Origin of the sequence: Sphingobium sp. R-21, assembly GCF_049913335.1 — a bacterium.
Classification (GTDB): domain Bacteria; phylum Pseudomonadota; class Alphaproteobacteria; order Sphingomonadales; family Sphingomonadaceae; genus Sphingobium.
In genome coordinates this window covers 754,199-778,070 of sequence record NZ_CP184375.1, presented here as the reverse complement: position 1 = coordinate 778,070, position 23,872 = coordinate 754,199, and the positions used below count along the sequence as shown (strand labels likewise).

3 protein-coding genes are annotated in these 23,872 nt (G+C 57.6%); 1 reads left to right on the top strand and 2 read right to left on the bottom strand.

Going from position 1 to position 23,872, the window contains the following annotated elements; genetic code table 11:
- Positions 1-18: 18 nt before the first annotated feature.
- Positions 19-1,101, top strand: coding sequence for an alpha-hydroxy acid oxidase (locus tag ACN9MX_RS18165; protein ID WP_426387729.1), 1,083 nt, complete (start codon positions 19-21; stop codon positions 1,099-1,101).
- Here the strand turns inward: ACN9MX_RS18165 and ACN9MX_RS18160 are convergent.
- Together ACN9MX_RS18160 and ACN9MX_RS18155 are read right to left on the bottom strand one after the other, a co-directional pair.
- Complete coding sequence (locus ACN9MX_RS18160) at positions 1,082-1,807, bottom strand: 4'-phosphopantetheinyl transferase family protein (protein ID WP_426387728.1); 726 nt, start codon at positions 1,805-1,807, stop codon at positions 1,082-1,084. The two genes, ACN9MX_RS18165 and ACN9MX_RS18160, sit on opposite strands and share 20 nt — an antisense overlap.
- The gene (locus ACN9MX_RS18155; protein ID WP_426387727.1) at positions 1,800-23,870 is read right to left on the bottom strand and encodes a non-ribosomal peptide synthase/polyketide synthase; all 22,071 of its coding nucleotides are present in this window, start codon (positions 23,868-23,870) and stop codon (positions 1,800-1,802) included. The genes ACN9MX_RS18160 and ACN9MX_RS18155 overlap by 8 nt, the downstream gene beginning before the upstream one ends.
- Positions 23,871-23,872: the final 2 nt, after the last annotated feature.

The following is a 23,872-nucleotide window of genomic DNA, read 5'->3' as shown; positions in this document are numbered from 1 at the left end:
GGCCAATGGGGTGATCCATTGAAACTGCAACAAGACGCAAAACGCCGCCTACCCTTAGATGTTTTCGATTTTGTCGAAGGCGGCTCAGGCAACGAACTTGCACTCAACAGAAATAGGCGTGCACTAGATAAGATTACCATTCAACCTAATCTCTCTGTTCCTGAACACGCGGTATCTCTTAGCACACAGCTTTTTGGGATTACCTATTCGGCCCCAATTGGGATCGCGCCCATTGGATTGGCCGGCTTGATCCACCCGTCGGCAGATATGATTTTAGCAAAGGCCGCAGCGAGAAGAAATTGGCCGTTTATTTTAAGCTGCGCTAGTTCCTCACCTCTTTCGCGGATCACCAAAGTTATCGGCCATGCACCTTGGTATCAACTTTATGCTCCTTCGATCGATATTCCTACGAAGTCCCTCCTGTCGCTTCCTTTGGAACAAGGATGTCCGGTTCTTGTCCTGACAGTCGACATGTCCGCAGTCGGCAGACGCCTACGCGATGTGCGGAACGGATTCTCCCCGGCTCGCACTAAGCGGAGGTTGATATTAGATTTTTTATCTCGGCCCGCTTGGGCTTGGGCCCAATTGAAGGCCGGCAGGATCACCTTTCCCAATATGGAGCATAGCTCACCGGAACCTGCCACTAACGATTGGCAAAGCCAATTACGAATACAAACTGGCGGAGAATTCAGTTGGGACCGGATTCAAGAGATCCGCGATATCTGGCCAAATCGTTTGCTCCTTAAAGGCGTATTACGGGCAGATATTGCAGACGAAGCTCGGCGCATTGGAGTTGATGGCGTAATTGTTTCTAATCATGGCGGACGGCAACTCGATTGCGTACCCGCGTCGATTGAGACTTTACCGGCAATATCCAACGCGATCGGCCAGGATTGTACCTTGCTAGATTCTGGAATTTATGGTGGCGAGGATATTTTACGCGCTATCATGCATGGTGCCAAGGCAGCGTTCATTGGACGCTTGGCCCTTCGAGCGGTGGCAGCGGGAGGAGAAGCGCGCTTGGAACAACTCCTCAATACCCTTACAGAAGATACAGTGCGTGCCTTCGCGATTGCAGGGCTTAGGAATATAAAATATTGACGCGATGCCTTGATGGAAGTGCGAGACTGAGGACGTGGCTAGGCGTATCTGCAATGAGGACGGAAACGGCATCTCCCTTCCTCCATTCCTCACTCCACTCGTCAGCCAGTTGGAATTCGAGACAACCACCAAAAGCGCCTGTTAGGCGGGCTGCGGAAAATTCCATGAAGCGGCCCGCATAAGGAAAGAGAGCCTTATATATGGCTTCTTTCGCCGAGAAGAGCCGAGTAGTGTTGGAGGCAGAGGCGCCCCCAAGAATAAGCATCTCAGATGGATCGCAGATTTCCGACATCACGTCGCGCGCCATCTCACAATCCATCCATTGCTCAATATCAATCCCGATAGCTGAGCAAGCATCGACACGGCATACAACAGCGACCGCTGCCGTTGCAGTATGGCTTATGCTTCCACGCCAGCCAATGGGCCAAACTGGCGCCCCGCGGTTATCTTTGCCGACATAAGTACACAAACTCCTGCCTAACAGTAGCGCATGATGGGCGCAATTCCGTCCCCCTTCGTGCATGTATACTCGAAAATCCAAATCATCCCTGGGCGTGAGAGCTTTCACCGCCATATACACGTTGTTCAATTCTTCATGACATTTAATCCCGTAACATCCAGACGACCTCAAAGAAGGAATGACCAATGAATGGAACTCATCCACAAAATTGAAGAGGTATTTATTATTAAACGGCATATCATTCATTTAAGAAATCCTGAATGTCTTCAATGTCTTCTATCGATACACTTAACATTGACGCATCGACCGGCATAAATCCATCGAAGTGCGGCCGCCTGACGAGATCGGCAACTTCTTCGAGCGCTATAACCCAATATTCAGCCAACGCTTGGATTTCCTCTTGACGAAATAGTAGGCCGGCCCATGTCCAATGGGCATGCAGTTGAGGACCATCGACTGAAGCAACTGCGGTTATATTAAGTGCTATGGAATGTTCGAGTTCTGCTACGCCAGCAGGCAGGAAAATTCCCGCTGATGTGTCGATCTCCCACGATTTGCCCCCACCATTCCCGAACTGCCCCAGATAATTAAACAATATTTGCGGCGTACTGGCTTCAGCACCAAACTCCTCGTTGGCCAGATAACGCAAGGAACCATATCCCAAGCCACGCGAAGGCAAGCGTCGCAACACTTCTTTAACGTTATTCATAGTCTCAACGATATAACCGTTCTTATTGAGCGGCACATTAGAAATGCGTAGCGGGAACTGACTTGTGAACCAACCAACGGTACGTGAAAGATCAATACCATCAGCAAACTCTTCTCTACCGTGCCCTTCTAAATCAATTAACACATCATTATGATCACCTAGATTGAAATCATAACGCCAACGCCGAACCGCAAGAACAAATGCTGTTATCAGAACATCATTTATTTCGGCACGAAAAGATCGAAGTGCATCTCGTAAGATTATTTGGCTCAATTCCGGTGGAATATGGCAACTTAAACTTCGAACTGTGGCACTATCATCAACCAATGGATCGATCGGACGTGCTGAAAGAAGGGGATCACTTCCGGATACCATCTCGAGCCAGAATGGCAATTCCGACCTACGCTGAAGGCTAAATGCATCCTCATAAAGCAATTGCGCCCACTGCCGGAACGAAGTTCCTGCGTCCTGTAATATGGGAACTTGATTAGCGCGTACGGCCTCCCATGCAGTTATTAAATCGGACAACAGAATACGCCAAGATACGCCATCAATCGCGAGATGGTGGATAACTAAGATCAAGCGATTTTCATGGGTTGAAGTTGGCGCCAGCCACACCGCGTGAAGCGGATGCCCGGAGGTTAAATCGATCCTAGCCTTGGCCATCGATACCGCCGTCTCCAGCAGGTTTGGATCACTTGAATCAGATAGCTCCGCTAAGGGGAACACCGTCAGGCAACGTTCAACCTCAACTTCGCCTCGCTCCTGCACATAGAGATCCAGACGGTCATCCTCGGATCTCATACGTAAACGCAGCATATCATGGCAATCAATCGCGACTTGAAGGACTGCTTTTAATATGTCGACGTCGATATCTTTCGGCATCTGTATAACCACAGCTTGGCAATGCTCACGTAGTTCGCGACTTCGTTTAAAAAGCCGAAGCATAATAGGTGTTGGATTAAGTGACCCGTAGGCAGGAATTTTTACTAGTCTATTTTCTTTTGTTTTTGTCGTTGCGACGATCGCGAGGCGTTGGATGGTAGGATTTCGGAACACATCTGCGGGTGAAATAACGATATCTTTGCGCCTCGCTCGGCTAACGAGCTGGATTGCATGGATACTATCGCCTCCCATTTCGAAGAAGCTATCGTCGATCCCGATCTCCTTTAGACCAAGAACCTCCTGAAAAAGCCCGAGTAGAGTCTCTTCCCTGGGCGTGCGGGGTGCCCTCAAAGTCTGTGGCGAAAAGGTTGGTGCCGGCAGGGCGTTGCGATCGAGCTTGCCGCTGGGGTTGAGCGGCAGCGCGTCCAGCATGACGAAGGCGGCCGGAACCATATGGTCCGGCAGTTGCGCATGCAGCGCCTGCCGCAGCATCGCGGCATCGGGCAAGGCACCTGGCTGGCCAACCACATAGGCCACCAGCCGCTTCTCGCCCGGCTGGTCCTCGCGCGCCACCACCGCCACCTGCCCCACTCCGGGCTGACCGGAGAGCACCGCCTCGATCTCCCCCAGCTCGATCCTGAAGCCGCGGATCTTCACCTGGAAATCGTTGCGGCCAAGAAACTCCAGTTCCCCGTCCGCACGCCAGCGCACCAAGTCCCCGGTGCGGTACATCCGCGATCCCGGCGCCCCGAACGGACAGGCGACGAACCGATCCGACGTCAGGCCCGCACGACCCAGATAACCCCGCGCCAATCCTCGCCCCGCCAGATACAACTCACCGGCGACACCCGCCGGCACGGGCCGCAGAAAACCGTCAAGCACATAAACCTGCGTGTTCCAGATCGGATGCCCGATCGGGACTGTGCGATGCGCGCCCCCATCGTCGATCCAGCAGGTCACGTCGATCGCCGCTTCGGTGGGACCATAGAGATTGCTCAACCGAAGACCCGGGGCGCCGTTCACCTTCCCGCGTATCTCCGCGGGAAAGGCTTCGCCACTGCATATGATCTCGCGTAACTGGCCAAAATCCAGCACCTGGCCGTCCTCGGCAAAGAGCCGCAGCAAGGAGGGAACAAAATGCGCGACTGTCACCCGCTCGCGACGGATAAGATCGAGCAGATATTCCTTGTCCCGATGCCCGTCGGGCCGGCTCACCACCAGGCGCGCTCCAACGAGCAGGGGAAGCAGAACTTCCCACACCGAAACGTCAAAGCTGAGCGGCGTCTTCTGGATCACGCTGTCCCGCGCATCCAGCCGATAGACCGATTGCATCCACTCCAGTCGATTGACGATTGCCCAGTGCGGAACCAGCACGCCTTTGGGCTGTCCGGTCGAACCCGATGTATAGATCGCATAAACAGGATGGGACGAGTGCAATGGCGCGCGCCGCTCCGTGTCGGCAAGATCCATGGAAGCCTCACCCTCGAGCATCCCGGTTGCCGCTTCCATATCGAGCCGGATCACAGGCACACCATCGAGCGCCGCCGGAGCAGCGCCGGTTACGATCGCACAGACCGGTCGCGCATCCGCAACGACATAGGCAAGCCGCTCGGCCGGATAATCGGGATCGAGCGGCAGATAGGCACCGCCAGCCTTGAGAATGCCCAGCAGTCCGACCACCATCTCGAGCGAACGCGGCACCGCCAGCGCTACCAGCTGCTCTGGACCAACACCCCGCCGGACCAGCAACCGCGCCAGCCTGTTGGCCTGGGCGTTGAGTTCGGCATAGGTGAGCGAACGCTCCTCGAACACAACCGCCACCGCGTCCGGCGTACGCGCCACCTGGGTCTCGAACAACTGCGCTAACGTCGCGTCGGCAACCTCCACCCCGGTGTCGTTCCACTCCACCAGAATACGCGCACGCTCCGCCGCGCCCAGAAGATCAAGCTCGCCCACCCGCATCTCCGGAGAAAACGCAACCTGCTCCAGTATCCGCCCAAAATGTTCAAGAAAACGAGCCGCCGCCACGGAGTCGAAGACATCCGGCCGATAGCCCAATCCCAGGATGAGCTCCTCGCCCGGAACGACGACCAGATCGAGCGGATAATGGGACACATCCCCGCCCCGACCGCCGGCATAGCGAATGGAAATATCCTCCATCTCGCCTTTGCCACCACTCCTGCCGCGGACTGGATAGTTTTCGAACACAACAAGGGTATCGAACAGTTCGCCAAGGCCAGCCAATCGCTGAATTCGCGTCAAGCTTAGATGCTGATGCTCCAGCAATTGCAGCTGTTCCTCCTGAAGCCGAAGCAGAAGGCCAAGAAGTGTCTCATGGGGCTGAAGGCGCAGCCTAAGCGGGACTGTGTTGATGAACAAACCCACCATCCGTTCCATGCCGCCAAGCTCTGGTGGCCGTCCCGCAACCGTGATCCCGAATATGATGTCGCCACGCCCTGTCAGTCCAGACAAGAGTAACCCCCAGGCAGCCTGCACCACAACATTCAATGTCAAACCATTCGACGAGGCAAGCGCCGACAATTTCGCAGTCAACTCTGCGGAAAGCACTCGCCGGAGTGTCTCTGGCACCACTGGGTCCATCGATCGTTCTGGAGCAATCAGTGTAGGCTGATCCACCCCCGCCAACGCGCCACCCCACATGGCTTCGGCCATAGCCCGATCCTGCCGAGCCAACCAGGCGAGATAATCCCGATAAGGCGTCGGCGGCGGCAATACACGTTCATCGCCTCCAGATTTATATAGCGCGGATAACTCCTCCAGAAAAACCGGCATCGACCAGCCATCAAGGAGAATATGATGATGCGTAAACACCAGCCAATGTCGGCCTTCGTCAGCGTGCACCAATGTGAACCGTAGCAATGCCTCAATACGAAGATCAAAGCCGCGTGAACGGTCCATCTCCATCAGCTCATCAAGCGCAGTTTCCCGACGAGCATCAGGTAAAGCCGAGAAATCAACCACAGAGAAAGGTACATCAGGATCCGATGGGACAGCTTGCACCATCGCCTCCAATCCTTCGTGAAGAAACCGTGCGCACAGATGAGGGTGGCGAACGAGCAACTGCCTAAGGGCGGCCCTGAACCTCTCTACATCAAGTACGCCCTCGACGCTCCAAACCGATTGAACCAAATATAAGGGAGTGCCATCCGCCTCATATAACGCATGAAACAGCAAACCTTCCTGAAGCGGCGATAATGGCAATATCTCCGCAAGCGGCGGACAACGGGCTTCAATCCATTCAATCGACCTCTGCTCCAGCTTCACCAAAGAAAAATCAGAGGGCGTAAAGCCACCCGCGTTTCCTTCTTCAGTATAAATTGTAATAACCCTCAGGGCATCGAACCAAAGTTGCGCAAGCTCGACAATCTCATGCTCCTCGAAGAGTCTGCTCGCCCAAGTCCATGTAGCCATAAGATTCGGTCCATCCGGCCCGTCGATAGTCTTTGAGTTGACCGAAATGGAATGGTGCAAAGGTCGTTCTGGATCCGAACTGCCACCTAGAAAACCAGCATCTTGAGCGGGAGCCCAATCCGTGCCTGTGGGAACGTCGAACCTTCCGAGATAATTAAAACCAATCTGTCTGGATTTGCCACCAAGAGATGCCGCTCCTTCTTCCGTGAGATAGCGGAGAATACCAAAACCTAGACCATTCGCAGGAATATGCCTTAGTTGCTCTTTCAAGAGCTTGAGCGCGCGCGCTATGTCGCTTCCGCCTGCGAACGCTTGCCGAACATCTATACCTTCAAGATCTAGCGCAACGGGAAAGATGCTCGTAAACCATCCGACAGTGCGAACGATATCAGCATCTCCGAGGGGTTCCCGGCCGTGCCCCTCTAAATCGATCAGCGTGGACCACGATGCAATATCCCCCTTCAAGTGCCGCCACTGTGTGACTGCCAATGCAAATCCTGTTAAAAGGATATCATTCGCACGGGCATGGAAATGCGCAGGCACTGCTTTGAAAAGCGAAGCAGTCACTGATGAGGACAAGGCCAAGGTCAAGCTCTGTGAGGTTGCATTCGTATCCAGCATCGGATCGAGTGGACGCGGCGAAAGAAGCGGATCTTTGTGGGAAACCATTTCGACCCAAAAAGATAGCTCTGCTTGTCGTTCGGTGCTTTTAGCATCTTCGTTAAGGAGTTGCGCCCAGCGCCGAAATGAAGTTTCAACGGGTTCCAATATGGGCTCTTGGTTTGAGTGCACTGCATCCCAAGCTGTCCGCAAATCGGATAGAAGTATGCGCCAGGAGACACCATCAACAGCGAGGTGATGAATGACCAGTAAGAGCCGGCCTGAGCGGATTGGTCCATTATCAAGCCAAACAGCATGTACCATTTTTCCTGCTTTAAAATCCAAGCAAGAAACCGCGCGGCGTATCGCTTGATTAAGAAGCGCAGAATGTTCCTGCCCTTCGGAATATGAAATAATGGAGAGGCAATCCTCCGCTCTAACTGCTCCCGCAGGAAGAACAGTGAGATATGGGACATCTTCGGAATAAGCCGCCTCAACTGACAAGCGAAGTGCGTCGTGATGATCCAGCAATGTCTGTAAGATCTGAGTTAAGCCTGCTACCGAAAGCGGGGGAACTTGCAAAAACATCGATTGGGTGTAGACGGTTCGTCCACGCGATTCTTCAAAAAACCAAGATGTAATTGGCGTGGGATCGACGGGCCCTACGCCTGATACTAAATACCTAATCTTATCGGGCATATGCGTTGCGACGATCGCGAGGCGTTGGATGGTAGGATTTCGGAACACATCTGCGGGTGAAATAACGATATCTTTGCGCCTCGCTCGGCTAACGAGCTGGATTGCATGGATACTATCGCCTCCCATTTCGAAGAAGCTATCGTCGATCCCGATCTCCTTTAGACCAAGAACCTCCTGAAAAAGCCCGAGTAGAGTCTCTTCCCTGGGCGTGCGGGGTGCCCTCAAAGTCTGTGGCGAAAAGGTTGGTGCCGGCAGGGCGTTGCGATCGAGCTTGCCGCTGGGGTTGAGCGGCAGCGCGTCCAGCATGACGAAGGCGGCCGGAACCATATGGTCCGGCAGTTGCGCATGCAGCGCCTGCCGCAGCATCGCGGCATCGGGCAAGGCACCTGGCTGGCCAACCACATAGGCCACCAGCCGCTTCTCGCCCGGCTGGTCCTCGCGCGCCACCACCGCCACCTGCCCCACTCCGGGCTGACCGGAGAGCACCGCCTCGATCTCCCCCAGCTCGATCCTGAAGCCGCGGATCTTCACCTGGAAATCGTTGCGGCCAAGAAACTCCAGTTCCCCGTCCGCACGCCAGCGCACCAAGTCCCCGGTGCGGTACATCCGCGATCCCGGCGCCCCGAACGGACAGGCGACGAACCGATCCGACGTCAGGCCCGCACGACCCAGATAACCCCGCGCCAATCCTCGCCCCGCCAGATACAACTCACCGGCGACACCCGCCGGCACGGGCCGCAGAAAACCGTCAAGCACATAAACCTGCGTGTTCCAGATCGGACGCCCGATCGTATTCCATACGTCCGGCTTCATGCGCCCTGCCGTCACCCAAACCGACGCTTCCGTCGGGCCATATTCATTGAATATATCAGTATTTCTATCAAAATTTTCGAATACATTAAAATTGACTACATCACCAGCCAATGAAACGGTCTTTAGCATACGAGCTTCTTCGGGGCACTCATCAACGAAGGCTTTCAATAATGCTGGCGCGCTGAGCCATTTGGAAACCCCATTCTTTAGGATTATTTCGGATATTTCATCTAAATCGTGAATATCTTTGGGAATATATAGGCACCCGCCGGACATCAAAGAACCAAAAATTACGGCTATTGAACTGTCGAATGCGGGAGACTGCAGTAATAATCCCATTTCGCCAAAACGGTAAAAGGCAAGCCTAGCTTGGAGTGATCCGACAGCGGCCGCTTGGCTAATTACAACGCCTTTGGGCTGTCCGGTCGAACCCGATGTATAGATCGCATAAACAGGATGGGACGAGTGCAATGGCGCGCGCCGCTCCGTGTCGGCAAGATCCATGGAAGCCTCACCCTCGAGCATCCCGGTTGCCGCTTCCATATCGAGCCGGATCACAGGCACACCATCGAGCGCCGCCGGAGCAGCGCCGGTTACGATCGCACAGACCGGTCGCGCATCCGCAACGACATAGGCAAGCCGCTCGGCCGGATAATCGGGATCGAGCGGCAGATAGGCACCGCCAGCCTTGAGAATGCCCAGCAGTCCGACCACCATCTCGAGCGAACGCGGCACCGCCAGCGCTACCAGCTGCTCTGGACCAACACCCCGCCGGACCAGCAACCGCGCCAGCCTGTTGGCCTGGGCGTTGAGTTCGGCATAGGTGAGCGAACGCTCCTCGAACACAACCGCCACCGCGTCCGGCGTACGCGCCACCTGGGTCTCGAACAACTGCGCTAACGTCGCGTCGGCAACCTCCACCCCGGTGTCGTTCCACTCCACCAGAATACGCGCACGCTCCGCCGCGCCCAGAAGATCAAGCTCGCCCACCCGCATCTCCGGAGAAAACGCAACCTGCTCCAGTATCCGCCCAAAATGTTCAAGAAAACGAGCCGCCGCCACGGAGTCGAAGACATCCGGCCGATAGCCCAATCCCAGGATGAGCTCCTCGCCCGGAACGACGACCAGATCGAGCGGATAATGGGACACATCCCCGCCCCGACCGCCGGCATAGCGAATGGAAATATCCTCCATCTCGCCTTTGCCACCACTCCTGCCGCGGACTGGATAGTTTTGAAACACAACAAGGGTATCGAACAGTTCGCCAAGGCCAGCCAATCGCTGAATTCGCGTCAAGCTTAGATGCTGATGCTCCAGCAATTGCAGCTGTTCCTCCTGAAGCCGAAGCAGAAGGCCAAGAAGTGTCTCATGGGGCTGAAGGCGCAGCCTAAGCGGGACTGTGTTGATGAACAAACCCACCATCCGTTCCATGCCGCCAAGCTCTGGTGGCCGTCCCGCAACCGTGATCCCGAATATGATGTCGCCACGCCCTGTCAGTCCAGACAAGAGTAACCCCCAGGCAGCCTGCACCACAACATTCAATGTCAAACCATTCGACGAGGCAAGCGCCGACAATTTCGCAGTCAACTCTGCGGAAAGCACTCGCCGGAGTGTCTCTGGCACCACTGGGTCCATCGATCGTTCTGGAGCAATCAGTGTAGGCTGATCCACCCCCGCCAACGCGCCACCCCACATGGCTTCGGCCATAGCCCGATCCTGCCGAGCCAACCAGGCGAGATAATCCCGATAAGGCGTCGGCGGCGGCAATACACGTTCATCGCCTCCAGATTTATATAGCGCGGATAACTCCTCCAGAAAAACCGGCATCGACCAGCCATCAAGGAGAATATGATGATGCGTAAACACCAGCCAATGTCGGCCTTCGTCAGCGTGCACCAATGTGAACCGTAGCAATGCCTCAATACGAAGATCAAAGCCGCGTGAACGGTCCATCTCCATCAGCTCATCAAGCGCAGTTTCCCGGCGAGCATCAGGTAAAGCCGAGAAATCAACCACAGAGAAAGGTACATCAGGATCCGATGGGACAGCTTGCACCATCGCCTCCAATCCTTCGTGAAGAAACCGTGCGCACAGATGAGGGTGGCGAACGAGCAACTGCCTAAGGGCGGCCCTGAACCTCTCTACATCAAGTACGCCCTCGACGCTCCAAACCGATTGAACCAAATATAAGGGAGTGCCATCCGCCTCATATAACGCATGAAACAGCAAACCTTCCTGAAGCGGCGATAATGGCAATATCTCCGCAAGCGGCGGGCAACGGGCTTCAATCCATTCAATCGACCTCTGTTCCAACTTCACCAAAGAAAAATCAGAGGGCAGATTGTACTCTACAGCTTTACGCATGGAAACAGCTGCCAGGCGCGCAATACTCGGATTGCGAAAAATGTCTGCTGGCGAAACGACAATATTTTCGCGCCTCGCACGGCTGACGAGCTGGATTGCTCTGATGCTGTCGCCACCCATTTCAAAGAAGCTATCATCGATCCCGATCTCCTCTAGACCAAGAACATCTTGGAACAATTCGAGCAGATCCATTTCTAGCGACGTACGTGGCCTGCGCGAAGTCAGAGGTAAAAAGGTCGGCGAAGGTAGAACGGACCTATCGATTTTGCCATTAGGCGTAAGCGGAAACTCATCAAGCACCACAAATGCATACGGTATCATATAGTCTGGCAGCTCACGAGCCAGCGCTTCGCGTAACCTGCCCGTCACCAGCGCGAAGCCTTCCTTGAGACGGATATACGCAACCAAACGCTTGCCTTCACCCCCTTCGGCGCGAGCAATTACGACCACTCCAGCCACGCCATCCCGCGAGGCTATTTTCGCTTCAATCTCTCCTAACTCGATCCGGTAGCCATGAATCTTTACCTGATCATCGTTACGACCCAAGAACTCAATAGTTCCATCAGCCCGATAGCGTGCGAGATCCCCTGAGCGATACAATCGCTCCCCCCTGCGAAATGGGTGCGCCACGAACCGCGCAGCCGTGAGACCGGGACGGTTTAGGTACCCACGCGCCACCCCATTGCCACCGATATAAATTTCACCTGCAATACCGACCGGTACTGGCTTCAGTGACGCATCAAGAACATAAATCTGCGTGTTCGCAATCGGATGACCGATCGAAATGTAACCAGCCCCCGGCGTCTCTGGAGTGATCTCATATACGACACAGCCAACCGTCGTCTCCGTCGGACCATATTCGTTCGTCAGCGTGACTCCGCCAGAATCTCGCCACGGTGCTACCACTCCGGCAGAAAGCGCCTCTCCCCCTATCACAAATAAACGGCCGAACTTGGTTGCGGCCGAGCTATTCGGTCCACCTAGCATCTCGATCCCGGTCAATTGGGCCGGCGTCAACTTGACCAGCCCGACATCCTCGCGCTCAGAGAGGAGTGAGGACAATAGAATTAGCTCGTCCTTGCCTTCGGCGATTAAATGGACCATTCCTCCACTAATAAGCGGGGTGAACAGGCTAGTGATCGCAGCATCAAATGCCAGTGGTGTATTGAGAGGAGCGTCGATCCGTTTGCATCCAGCGTAATGCCGGAGGCTCCAATTGAGATAGTTGATAACGCTTCGGTGCGAGACCATTACACCTTTAGGCTCACCGGTAGAACCAGAGGTATAAATGACATAGGCCAAGTGATCGGGATTTATCCCATTCACAACCTGATCCTCACCCGACATTGCTTCCCAAGTCTTTGCATCATCAGCAATATCGACCACATCCACCGAATACTCCGCTAACGCCGGGCCGAACCAGTCGTTGGCAGAATTGTATGTCAAAGCGAGCGTGGGCGCACTGTCGACCAACATATCGGTCAGTCGCGTTGCAGGCATATTGGGATCGAAGGGCATATAGGCCGCGCCAGCTTTTAATATCGCAAACATACCCACAACCATCTCCGGCGAACGCTGCGCACAGAGCACTACCCGTACATCAGGACCAACGCCTCGCTCTCGCAAATAAGCTGCCAGCCTGTTGGCCTGGGCGTTGAGTTCGGCATAGGTGAGCGAACGCTCCTCGAACACAACCGCCACCGCGTCCGGCGTACGCGCCACCTGGGTCTCGAACAACTGCGCTAACGTCGCGTCGGCAACCTCCACCCCGGTGTCGTTCCACTCCACCAGAATACGCGCACGCTCCGCCGCGCCCAGAAGATCAAGCTCGCCCACCCGCATCTCCGGAGAAAACGCAACCTGCTCCAGTACCCGCCCAAAATGTTCAAGAAAACGAGCCATCGTCGTCGGCTCGAAGAGATCGGTCGCATATTCAATAACGCCCGATAAACCCTCGCCCTCCTCGGCCAAAGCCAGTGTCAGGTCGAATTTGGCATGGCTACGCTCTACGCCTATGGGTTCAAGAATGAGATTATCAAACTCCCATCGCCAATCTGGAAGATTCTGGAGAACGCATAGAACCTGAACGAGAGGTTGGAGCGACAAATCACGCACCGGTGCGAAATCCGCTACGATGCTTTCGAACGGCAGGTCCTGATGAGCGTAGGCGCCCAAGGCAGTTTCCCTGACACGACGGACAACCTCGACGAAGCGGGGATCGCCCGACAGGTCGGTGCGCAGCGCAAGAGTATTGACGAAGAAGCCCGTCAGTTCCTCCAGCTCGCGGTGGGTGCGGCCGGCTATCGGCGTGCCGACCACCAGATCCTCCTGACCGCTCCACCGGGCAAGCACCACCTTGAAGGCCGCGAGCAGCACCATGTACAGGGTCGCCCCCTCCTGACGTGCCAGTTCCCTCAACGCAATGCCAACCTCCGGCCTGACCGAGAACGGTTCGACCGCGCCGCGATAGCTTGCCACCGCCGGACGAGGGTGATCGGTGGGGAGATCCAGGGCCGCCGGCGCACCGGACAACCGCTCGCGCCAGTAACCCAATTGACGCTCCAGCACTTCACCTTGAAGCCACTCACGCTGCCAAAGCGCATAATCGGCATATTGCAGACGCGGCTCGCCAAGCGGAGAGGGTCGGCCTTGCGAATAAGCATCGTAAAGCGCGCCCAACTCACGGGTCAGCACCCCCATCGACCAGCCGTCCGAGACGATATGGTGCATCGTCATCAAGAGAACATGCTCTTGTTCGTCCAGACACAATAATGACGCACGGAACAATGGACCCTGCGAAAGACTGAACGGCGCTTCCACCTCCGCCCGGACCAGACGGTCCACCTCTCCCGCCCGCACCGCCTTCTCGACCCCGGAAAGGTCAATCTTCGTCAGGGCAAAGACGCTTGCCGGATCAATCCGCTGAAATGGAGAGCCGCCCTCCGAACCAAAACGCGTCCGCAAGCTCTCATGTCGACGGACCAGCTCCGCAAGGCTCCGCTCCAACGCGACCACGTCCAGAAGCCCCTCGAGCCGAAGACCCAGCGGCATGTTATATGTCGCGCCGACATGCCCAAGTTCATCAAGAAACCATAGCCGCTCCTGCGCAAACGATAACGGAAGAGCTGACGGGCGCGGTTGGACAATAATCGGTGGTGTTGCCAACCCTGTCGCTTCCAACTGGTTCTTCTCCAGTTGGCGTGCAAAGTCCTCCAGCACCGGAGCATCGAACAGCAGCCTAAGCGGCGCCTCGATCGACAGACGTTCGCGCAGAAGCGCAATTACCCGTGTCGCCAGCAGCGAATGGCCGCCTTGTTCGAAAAAGCTGTCGAGCGCTCCCACCCGATCCTGTCGCAACACCTCACCCCAAATACCAGCCACCAGTTCCTCAACCGGCGTCCTTGGGGCGACGAAAGGCGTCTGCGTCAATCGTCCGTCCGGCGCCGGCAGGGCGTTGCGATCGAGCTTGCCGCTGGGGTTGAGCGGCAGCGCGTCCAGCATGACGAAGGCGGCCGGAACCATATGGTCCGGCAGTTGCGCATGCAGCGCCTGCCGCAGCATCGCGGCATCGGGCAAGGCACCTGGCTGGCCAACCACATAGGCCACCAGCCGCTTCTCGCCCGGCTGGTCCTCGCGCGCCACCACCGCCACCTGCCCCACTCCGGGCTGACCGGAGAGCACCGCCTCGATCTCCCCCAGCTCGATCCTGAAGCCGCGGATCTTCACCTGGAAATCGTTGCGGCCAAGAAACTCCAGTTCCCCGTCCGCACGCCAGCGCACCAAGTCCCCGGTGCGGTACATCCGCGATCCCGGCGCCCCGAACGGACAGGCGACGAACCGATCCGACGTCAGGCCCGCACGACCCAGATAACCCCGCGCCAATCCCTCGCCCGCCAGATACAACTCACCGGCGACACCCGCCGGCACGGGCCGCAGAAAACCGTCAAGCACATAAACCTGCGTGTTCCAGATCGGACGCCCGATCGGGACTTGGTGGTCACCATTAACATTGATATTTATCTTGGCTGTGACTACATGGGTTTCGGTTGGCCCATAATAATTCTGTAGAGAAATTTGAGTATTCTTATTGAAAAAATCTTTAATTCCCTGAGTAATCCGCAAACCTTCTCCGGTCTGATAAATGTTATTGACAGACCCAAGATCACAACTCTTCCAAGATGCGCAAGCACGTTCAAGAACCGTTTGGGTACACATAAAATCATAGATTACATTGCCTGAAAATATTTCAGGCCTGTCAGCTATGTCATACCTAGCCTCATTCGATATCATTACCAATCCGCCACCACATAACAGGGTCGCAAGAATTTCGAGCGCGGATTGATCAAATCCTATTGATGCAAACTGTAAGAATCGGCTTTTTCTTGAAATACTTGTATGCCAATGAATCAAATTGACTAGAGATCTTTGGGACATGGCTACCCCTTTGGGCCGCCCCGTAGATCCAGAGGTATAAATCACATATGCAAGGTTAGCCCCTGCGTGACTATTGCCTTCGATCTTTTGTTGCTCAGGAATTTTTGCCCAATCGCGCTCAAAAGAGAATATTTTCGCTTCACAATCCGGCAACCGCTTTCGCAATTTCTCCTGAGTAAGGATGATCGGAGACACAGCATCTTCAAGCATAAAGGCAAGCCGCTCGGCCGGATAATCGGGATCGAGCGGCAGATAGGCACCGCCAGCCTTGAGAATGCCCAGCAGTCCGACCACCATCTCGAGCGATCGGTCAAGATAAATGGCAACAAGAGAATCCGGGCCAATATTCAAAGTGGAAAGATAATTAGCCAGCCTGTTGGCCTGGGCGTTGAGTTCGGCATAGGTGAGCGAACGCTCCTCGAACACAACCGCCACCGCGTCCGGCGTACGCGCCACCTGGGTCTCGAACAACTGCGCTAACGTCGCGTCGGCAACCTCCACCCCGGTGTCGTTCCACTCCACCAGAATACGCGCACGCTCCGCCGCGCCCAGAAGATCAAGCTCGCCCACCCGCATCTCCGGAGAAAACGCAACCTGCTCCAGTACCCGCCCAAAATGTTCAAGAAAACGAGCCATCGTCGTCGGCTCGAAGAGATCGGTCGCATATTCAATAACGCCCGATAAACCCTCGTCCTCCTCGGCCAAAGCCAGTGTCAGGTCGAATTTCGAAGTGTTCCAGTCAAATTCTTCCAATGATGCTGCTATACCTCGGAAATCAAACATTTCCCTAGGTGCATTCTGCAATACGAACATGATCTGGAACAAAGGCTGCCGCCCAAGATCACGCACGGGAGCCAGTTCAGTTACCACTCGTCCGAACGGCAGGTCCTGATGAGCGTAGGCGCCCAAGGCAGTTTCCCTGACACGACGGACAACCTCGACGAAGCGGGGATCGCCCGACAGGTCGGTGCGCAGCGCAAGAGTATTGACGAAGAAGCCCGTCAGTTCCTCCAGCTCGCGGTGGGTGCGGCCGGCTATCGGCGTGCCGACCACCAGATCCTCCTGACCGCTCCACCGGGCAAGCACCACCTTGAAGGCCGCGAGCAGCACCATGTACAGGGTCGCCCCCTCCTGACGTGCCAGTTCCCTCAACGCAATGCCAACCTCCGGCCTGACCGAGAACGGTTCGACCGCGCCGCGATAGCTTGCCACCGCCGGACGAGGGTGATCGGTGGGGAGGTCCAGGGCCGCCGGCGCACCGGACAACCGCTCGCGCCAGTAACCCAATTGACGCTCCAGCACTTCACCTTGAAGCCACTCACGCTGCCAAAGCGCATAATCGGCATATTGCAGACGCGGCTCGCCAAGCGGAGAGGGTCGGCCTTGCGAATAAGCATCGTAAAGCGCGCCCAACTCACGGGTCAGCACCCCCATCGACCAGCCGTCCGAGACGATATGGTGCATCGTCATCAAGAGAACATGCTCTTGTTCGTCCAGACACAATAATGACGCACGGAACAATGGACCCTGCGAAAGACTGAACGGCGCTTCCACCTCCGCCCGGACCAGACGGTCCACCTCTCCCGCCCGCACCGCCTTCTCGACCCCGGAAAGGTCAATCTTCGTCAGGGCAAAGACGCTTGCCGGATCAATCCGCTGAAATGGAGAGCCGCCCTCCGAACCAAAACGCGTCCGCAAGCTCTCATGTCGACGGACCAGCTCCGCAAGGCTCCGCTCCAACGCGACCACGTCCAGAAGCCCCTCGAGCCGAAGACCCAGCGGCATGTTATATGTCGCGCCGACATGCCCAAGTTCATCAAGAAACCATAGCCGCTCCTGCGCAAACGATAACGGAAGAGCTGACGGGCGCGGTTGGACAATAATCGGTGGTGTTGCCAACCCTGTCGCTTCCAACTGGTTCTTCTCCAGTTGGCGTGCAAAGTCCTCCAGCACCGGAGCATCGAACAGCAGCCTAAGCGGCGCCTCGATCGACAGACGTTCGCGCAGAAGCGCAATTACCCGTGTCGCCAGCAGCGAATGGCCGCCTTGTTCGAAAAAGCTGTCGAGCGCTCCCACCCGATCCTGTCGCAACACCTCACCCCAAATACCAGCCACCAGTTCCTCAACCGGCGTCCTTGGGGCGACGAAAGGCGTCTGCGTCAATCGTCCGTCCGGCGCCGGCAGGGCGTTGCGATCGAGCTTGCCGCTGGGGTTGAGCGGCAGCGCGTCCAGCATGACGAAGGCGGCCGGAACCATATGGTCCGGCAGTTGCGCATGCAGCGCCTGCCGCAGCATCGCGGCATCGGGCAAGGCACCTGGCTGGCCAACCACATAGGCCACCAGCCGCTTCTCGCCCGGCTGGTCCTCGCGCGCCACCACCGCCACCTGCCCCACTCCGGGCTGACCGGAGAGCACCGCCTCGATCTCCCCCAGCTCGATCCTGAAGCCGCGGATCTTCACCTGGAAATCGTTGCGGCCAAGAAACTCCAGTTCCCCGTCCGCACGCCAGCGCACCAAGTCCCCGGTGCGGTACATCCGCGATCCCGGCGCCCCGAACGGACAGGCGACGAACCGATCCGACGTCAGGCCCGCACGACCCAGATAACCCCGCGCCAATCCCTCGCCCGCCAGATACAACTCACCGGCGACACCCGCCGGCACGGGCCGCAGAAAACCGTCAAGCACATAAACCTGCGTGTTCCAGATCGGACGCCCGATCGGGATTGTGCGATGCGCGCCCCCATCGTCGATCCAGCAGGTCACGTCGATCGCCGCTTCGGTGGGACCATAGAGATTGCTCAACCGAAGACCCGGGGCGCCGTTCACCTTCCCGCGTATCTCCGCGGGAAAGGCTTCGCCACCACAAAGAATCTCGCGTAACTGGCCAAAATCCAGCACCTGGCCGTCCTCGGCAAAGAGCCGCAGCAAGGAGGGAACAAAATGCGCGACTGTCACCCGCTCGCGACGGATAAGATCGAGCAGATATTCCTTGTCCCGATGCCCGTCGGGCCGGCTCACCACCAGGCGCGCTCCAACGAGCAGGGGAAGCAGAACTTCCCACACCGAAACGTCAAAGCTGAGCGGCGTCTTCTGGATCACGCTGTCCCGCGCATCCAGCCGATAGACCGATTGCATCCACTCCAGTCGATTGACGATTGCCCAGTGCGGAACCAGCACGCCTTTGGGCTGTCCGGTCGAACCCGATGTATAGATCGCATAAACAGGATGGGACGAGTGCAATGGCGCGCGCCGCTCCGTGTCGGCAAGATCCATGGAAGCCTCACCCTCGAGCATCCCGGTTGCCGCTTCCATATCGAGCCGGATCACAGGCACACCATCGAGCGCCGCCGGAGCAGCGCCGGTTACGATCGCACAGACCGGTCGCGCATCCGCAACGACATAGGCAAGCCGCTCGGCCGGATAATCGGGATCGAGCGGCAGATAGGCACCGCCAGCCTTGAGAATGCCCAGCAGTCCGACCACCATCTCGAGCGAACGCGGCACCGCCAGCGCTACCAGCTGCTCTGGACCAACACCCCGCCGGACCAGCAACCGCGCCAGCCTGTTGGCCTGGGCGTTGAGTTCGGCATAGGTGAGCGAACGCTCCTCGAACACAACCGCCACCGCGTCCGGCGTACGCGCCACCTGGGTCTCGAACAACTGCGCTAACGTCGCGTCGGCAACCTCCACCCCGGTGTCGTTCCACTCCACCAGAATACGCGCACGCTCCGCCGCGCCCAGAAGATCAAGCTCGCCCACCCGCATCTCCGGAGAAAACGCAACCTGCTCCAGTACCCGCCCAAAATGTTCAAGAAAACGAGCCATCGTCGTCGGCTCGAAGAGATCGGTCGCATATTCAATAACGCCCGATAAACCCTCGCCCTCCTCGGCCAAAGCCAGTGTCAGGTCGAATTTGGCATGGCTACGCTCTACGCCTATGGGTTCAAGAATGAGATTATCAAACTCCCATCGCCAATCTGGAAGATTCTGGAGAACGCATAGAACCTGAACGAGAGGTTGGAGCGACAAATCACGCACCGGTGCGAAATCCGCTACGATGCTTTCGAACGGCAGGTCCTGATGAGCGTAGGCGCCCAAGGCAGTTTCCCTGACACGACGGACAACCTCGACGAAGCGGGGATCGCCCGACAGGTCGGTGCGCAGCGCAAGAGTATTGACGAAGAAGCCCGTCAGTTCCTCCAGCTCGCGGTGGGTGCGGCCGGCTATCGGCGTGCCGACCACCAGATCCTCCTGACCGCTCCACCGGGCAAGCACCACCTTGAAGGCCGCGAGCAGCACCATGTACAGGGTCGCCCCCTCCTGACGTGCCAGTTCCCTCAACGCAATGCCAACCTCCGGCCTGACCGAGAACGGTTCGACCGCGCCGCGATAGCTTGCCACCGCCGGACGAGGGTGATCGGTGGGGAGATCCAGGGCCGCCGGCGCACCGGACAACCGCTCGCGCCAGTAACCCAATTGACGCTCCAGCACTTCACCTTGAAGCCACTCACGCTGCCAAAGCGCATAATCGGCATATTGCAGACGCGGCTCGCCAAGCGGAGAGGGTCGGCCTTGCGAATAAGCATCGTAAAGCGCGCCCAACTCACGGGTCAGCACCCCCATCGACCAGCCGTCCGAGACGATATGGTGCATCGTCATCAAGAGAACATGCTCTTGTTCGTCCAGACACAATAATGACGCACGGAACAATGGACCCTGCGAAAGACTGAACGGCGCTTCCACCTCCGCCCGGACCAGACGGTCCACCTCTCCCGCCCGCACCGCCTTCTCGACCCCGGAAAGGTCAATCTTCGTCAGGGCAAAGACGCTTGCCGGATCAATCCGCTGAAATGGAGAGCCGCCCTCCGAACCAAAACGCGTCCGCAAGCTCTCATGTCGACGGACCAGCTCCGCAAGGCTCCGCTCCAACGCGACCACGTCCAGAAGCCCCTCGAGCCGAAGACCCAGCGGCATGTTATATGTCGCGCCGACATGCCCAAGTTCATCAAGAAACCATAGCCGCTCCTGCGCAAACGATAACGGAAGAGCTGACGGGCGCGGTTGGACAATAATCGGTGGTGTTGCCAACCCTGTCGCTTCCAACTGGTTCTTCTCCAGTTGGCGTGCAAAGTCCTCCAGCACCGGAGCATCGAACAGCAGCCTAAGCGGCGCCTCGATCGACAGACGTTCGCGCAGAAGCGCAATTACCCGTGTCGCCAGCAGCGAATGGCCGCCTTGTTCGAAAAAGCTGTCGAGCGCTCCCACCCGATCCTGTCGCAACACCTCACCCCAAATACCAGCCACCAGTTCCTCAACCGGCGTCCTTGGGGCGACGAAAGGCGTCTGCGTCAATCGTCCGTCCGGCGCCGGCAGGGCGTTGCGATCGAGCTTGCCGCTGGGGTTGAGCGGCAGCGCGTCCAGCATGACGAAGGCGGCCGGAACCATATGGTCCGGCAGTTGCGCATGCAGCGCCTGCCGCAGCATCGCGGCATCGGGCAAGGCACCTGGCTGGCCAACCACATAGGCCACCAGCCGCTTCTCGCCCGGCTGGTCCTCGCGCGCCACCACCGCCACCTGCCCCACTCCGGGCTGACCGGAGAGCACCGCCTCGATCTCCCCCAGCTCGATCCTGAAGCCGCGGATCTTCACCTGGAAATCGTTGCGGCCAAGAAACTCCAGTTCCCCGTCCGCACGCCAGCGCACCAAGTCCCCGGTGCGGTACATCCGCGATCCCGGCGCCCCGAACGGACAGGCGACGAACCGATCCGACGTCAGGCCCGCACGACCCAGATAACCCCGCGCCAATCCTCGCCCCGCCAGATACAACTCACCGGCGACACCCGCCGGCACGGGCCGCAGAAAACCGTCAAGCACATAAACCTGCGTGTTCCAGATCGGATGCCCGATCGGGACTGTGCGATGCGCGCCCCCATCGTCGATCCAGCAGGTCACGTCGATCGCCGCTTCGGTGGGACCATAGAGATTGCTCAACCGAAGACCCGGGGCGCCGTTCACCTTCCCGCGTATCTCCGCGGGAAAGGCTTCGCCACTGCATATGATCTCGCGTAACTGGCCAAAATCCAGCACCTGGCCGTCCTCGGCAAAGAGCCGCAGCAAGGAGGGAACAAAATGCGCGACTGTCACCCGCTCGCGACGGATAAGATCGAGCAGATATTCCTTGTCCCGATGCCCGTCGGGCCGGCTCACCACCAGGCGCGCTCCAACGAGCAGGGGAAGCAGAACTTCCCACACCGAAACGTCAAAGCTGAGCGGCGTCTTCTGGATCACGCTGTCCCGCGCATCCAGCCGATAGACCGATTGCATCCACTCCAGTCGATTGACGATTGCCCAGTGCGGAACCAGCACGCCTTTGGGCTGTCCGGTCGAACCCGATGTATAGATCGCATAAACAGGATGGGACGAGTGCAATGGCGCGCGCCGCTCCGTGTCGGCAAGATCCATGGAAGCCTCACCCTCGAGCATCCCGGTTGCCGCTTCCATATCGAGCCGGATCACAGGCACACCATCGAGCGCCGCCGGAGCAGCGCCGGTTACGATCGCACAGACCGGTCGCGCATCCGCAACGACATAGGCAAGCCGCTCGGCCGGATAATCGGGATCGAGCGGCAGATAGGCACCGCCAGCCTTGAGAATGCCCAGCAGTCCGACCACCATCTCGAGCGAACGCGGCACCGCCAGCGCTACCAGCTGCTCTGGACCAACACCCCGCCGGACCAGCAACCGCGCCAGCCTGTTGGCCTGGGCGTTGAGTTCGGCATAGGTGAGCGAACGCTCCTCGAACACAACCGCCACCGCGTCCGGCGTACGCGCCACCTGGGTCTCGAACAACTGCGCTAACGTCGCGTCGGCAACCTCCACCCCGGTGTCGTTCCACTCCACCAGAATACGCGCACGCTCCGCCGCGCCCAGAAGATCAAGCTCGCCCACCCGCATCTCCGGAGAAAACGCAACCTGCTCCAGTACCCGCCCAAAATGTTCAAGAAAACGAGCCATCGTCGTCGGCTCGAAGAGATCGGTCGCATATTCAATAACGCCCGATAAACCCTCGTCCTCCTCGGCCAAAGCCAGTGTCAGGTCGAATTTCGAAGTGTTCCAGTCAAATTCTTCCAATGATGCTGCTATACCTCGGAAATCAAACATTTCCCTAGGTGCATTCTGCAATACGAACATGATCTGGAACAAAGGCTGCCGCCCAAGATCACGCACGGGAGCCAGTTCAGTTACCACTCGTCCGAACGGCAGGTCCTGATGAGCGTAGGCGCCCAAGGCAGTTTCCCTGACACGACGGACAACCTCGACGAAGCGGGGATCGCCCGACAGGTCGGTGCGCAGCGCAAGAGTATTGACGAAGAAGCCCGTCAGTTCCTCCAGCTCGCGGTGGGTGCGGCCGGCTATCGGCGTGCCGACCACCAGATCCTCCTGACCGCTCCACCGGGCAAGCACCACCTTGAAGGCCGCGAGCAGCACCATGTACAGGGTCGCCCCCTCCTGACGTGCCAGTTCCCTCAACGCAATGCCAACCTCCGGCCTGACCGAGAACGGTTCGACCGCGCCGCGATAGCTTGCCACCGCCGGACGAGGGTGATCGGTGGGGAGGTCCAGGGCCGCCGGCGCACCGGACAACCGCTCGCGCCAGTAACCCAATTGACGCTCCAGCACTTCACCTTGAAGCCACTCACGCTGCCAAAGCGCATAATCGGCATATTGCAGACGCGGCTCGCCAAGCGGAGAGGGTCGGCCTTGCGAATAAGCATCGTAAAGCGCGCCCAACTCACGGGTCAGCACCCCCATCGACCAGCCGTCCGAGACGATATGGTGCATCGTCATCAAGAGAACATGCTCTTGTTCGTCCAGACACAATAATGACGCACGGAACAATGGACCCTGCGAAAGACTGAACGGCGCTTCCACCTCCGCCCGGACCAGACGGTCCACCTCTCCCGCCCGCACCGCCTTCTCGACCCCGGAAAGGTCAATCTTCGTCAGGGCAAAGACGCTTGCCGGATCAATCCGCTGAAATGGAGAGCCGCCCTCCGAACCAAAACGCGTCCGCAAGCTCTCATGTCGACGGACCAGCTCCGCAAGGCTCCGCTCCAACGCGACCACGTCCAGAAGCCCCTCGAGCCGAAGACCCAGCGGCATGTTATATGTCGCGCCGACATGCCCAAGTTCATCAAGAAACCATAGCCGCTCCTGCGCAAACGATAACGGAAGCGGTCCAACTGTTTTCGATCTCTGTACGGTCGGACGAGATGCCCCTCCACCCACTCCCCGACGTCTAAGCACTCGTTGGATCAGCATTTCGCGATTAGCATTGGCCGAATCCATGGCTTCGCCGTCGTGCTTATCCATCA